General features: G+C 60.2%; 3 protein-coding genes and 1 pseudogene. 3 read left to right on the forward strand and 1 reads right to left on the reverse strand.

Annotation, left to right across the window (positions count from 1 at the left end; all coding sequences use genetic code 11):
- The 3 genes from AC1D0Z_RS19935 to AC1D0Z_RS19945 all read left to right on the forward strand — a co-directional run.
- Nucleotides 1-600, forward strand: a 600-nt coding sequence (locus AC1D0Z_RS19935; RefSeq protein WP_477659906.1) for an ABC transporter ATP-binding protein, incomplete at its 5' end; no start/stop codon positions are given.
- A gap of 14 nt (nt 601-614) precedes the next feature.
- The gene (locus AC1D0Z_RS19940) at nt 615-1334 is read left to right on the forward strand and encodes an ABC transporter ATP-binding protein (RefSeq protein WP_477659907.1); all 720 of its coding nucleotides are present in this window, start codon (nt 615-617) and stop codon (nt 1332-1334) included.
- A gap of 151 nt (nt 1335-1485) precedes the next feature.
- The gene (locus AC1D0Z_RS19945) at nt 1486-1875 is read left to right on the forward strand and encodes a DUF2845 domain-containing protein (RefSeq protein ID WP_477659908.1); all 390 of its coding nucleotides are present in this window, start codon (nt 1486-1488) and stop codon (nt 1873-1875) included.
- 300 nt (nt 1876-2175) lie between these two features.
- Here AC1D0Z_RS19945 and AC1D0Z_RS19950 read toward each other — a convergent pair.
- Nucleotides 2176-2281: pseudogene (locus AC1D0Z_RS19950) on the reverse strand (tripartite tricarboxylate transporter substrate binding protein); the annotation flags it as partial.

Consider the following 2281-nt stretch of genomic DNA (forward strand, 5'->3'; position numbering starts at 1 on the left):
CCTGATGGCGGCACCTTTGAGCTCGCCGGCAAGCCCTACAAGCCCACGGCCGTGCATGAAGTGGCCAAGGCCGGCATTGCCCGTACCTTCCAGAACATCCGGCTGTTTGCTGACATGACCGCGCTGGAAAACGTCATGGTCGGCCGTCATATCCGTACCCACTCGGGCTTGATGGGCGCCGTGTTGCGCACGCCGGGCTTCAAGCAGGAAGAAGCTGCCATTGCCAAGCGCTCGCAGGAACTGCTCGACTACGTGGGCATTGGCAAATACGCCGACTTCAAGGCGCGCACCCTGAGCTACGGTGACCAGCGCCGCCTGGAAATTGCCCGGGCGCTTGCCACCGACCCGCAGCTGATCGCGCTGGACGAACCGGCCGCCGGCATGAACGCGACCGAAAAAGTGCAGTTGCGCGAGTTGATTGACCGCATCCGCAAGGACAACCGCACCATCCTGCTGATCGAACACGATGTGAAGCTGGTCATGGGCCTGTGCGACCGCGTCACCGTGCTCGACTATGGCAAGCAGATTGCCGAAGGCGCGCCCGCGGATGTACAAAAGGACGAAAAAGTGATCACCGCCTATCTGGGCACCGGTCATTGAAGGAAAACAACAACATGGCAGCAAATACACTCCTTAAAGTGACCGGCCTGAAGGTCGCCTACGGCGGCATCCAGGCAGTCAAGGGCGTTGACTTCGAAGTCAACGACGGCGAACTGGTCACGCTGATTGGTTCCAACGGCGCCGGCAAGACCACCACCATGAAAGCCATCACCGGCACGCTTCCGATGCTGGGCGGTGACATTGAATACCTCGGTAAAAGCATCAAGGGCCGCGGCGCCTGGGACCTGGTCAAAGAGGGCCTGGCCATGGTGCCGGAAGGCCGCGGCGTGTTCACCCGCATGACCATCACCGAAAACCTGCAGATGGGTGCTTACATCCGTAGCGACAAGGCCGGTGTCGCCGAAGACATGGAAAAGATGTTCGTGCTGTTTCCGCGCCTGCGGGAGCGCAAGGACCAGCTGGCAGGCACCATGTCGGGCGGTGAACAGCAGATGCTGGCCATGGGCCGCGCGCTGATGAGCCGCCCCAAAGTGCTGCTGCTCGACGAGCCCTCGATGGGCCTGTCCCCCATCATGGTCGACAAGATTTTCGAGGTCGTGAAAGACGTTTCCGCCCGCGGTGTGACGGTGCTGCTCGTTGAGCAGAACGCCAGCCGCGCACTCGGCATTGCCAACCGCGGCTATGTCATGGAGTCAGGCAACGTCACCATGAACGGTGACGCGAAACAGCTGCTCAACGACCCGCGTGTGCGAGCGGCCTACCTCGGCGAGTAGGAGTGCCACCCCGGCAGCGATGCGGGGTTGCATGCAAACCTGTTTTGAGGCGCGCAAGGCATAAATAATGCCTTGCCGCGTCAAATCTTTGCGCATAAAGTCCGGATGGTGCGCGCTATGCGCACCCTGTTGAACCCCGAGGAGGCAAAAAATGAACCGCTATGTTGTTCGCACCGCTGTTGTGATGTTCGCCTTCCTGGCCTCATCTTTTTTCACCGGCGCTTCAGCCCAGTCACTGCGCTGCAAGGGCGACCTGGCGCAGATCGGCAATTCCAAAGGCACGGTCTTGCAGAAATGTGGGGAGCCCGTCATGAAAGACACTTTCTGCAAGCCCGCGCAAGACACCGTGTCCAGCTCGACCGTCGTCACACCGAACACCCCGGGTTCTACCGCCAATACGACCACCAACGTAACGGTCAACACCTGCCAGCAGGTGGAAGAGTGGACTTACAACCCGGGTTACGGGCAGTTCATGACCATGCTGCTGTTTGAGGGCGGTTCGCTGAAAAGCATTCGATACGGGGATCGGGTCATGAAATGAGCCCCCACGGTCGCTCACTGCGTGTAGCTCCCTGCCCCCCGAGGGGGCCGCTGCGCCTGCGGCCCGGCAAAGCCGGTTCCGCGGCCCCGGCTGGGTAAGAGCCCATTGCGACGGCAATAAGAAAAGGCCGGCTCCCTAGACGGGTGCCGGCCTTTTTCTTTGAGGTGCTAGTAGTGCCTAAGGATTTTCGAGCTGTAGCGCTATGAATTTAATAGCTGCTGGCGCCCGGCCAGAAAGGGCTGTGGCACTAAAGCGCTTGAATTTCACGAATTTGGCAGGCCCGGGCGTTCGCCCATCCGCTCAGTCCACTTTCGCACCTGACGCCTTCACCACTTTTTCATATTTCGCCATTTCGCTTTTCATGAACGCGCCAAACTGCTCCGGCGTATTCCCGACAGGTTCGGCC

Source organism: Polaromonas sp. P1_E3 (genome assembly GCF_056405935.1).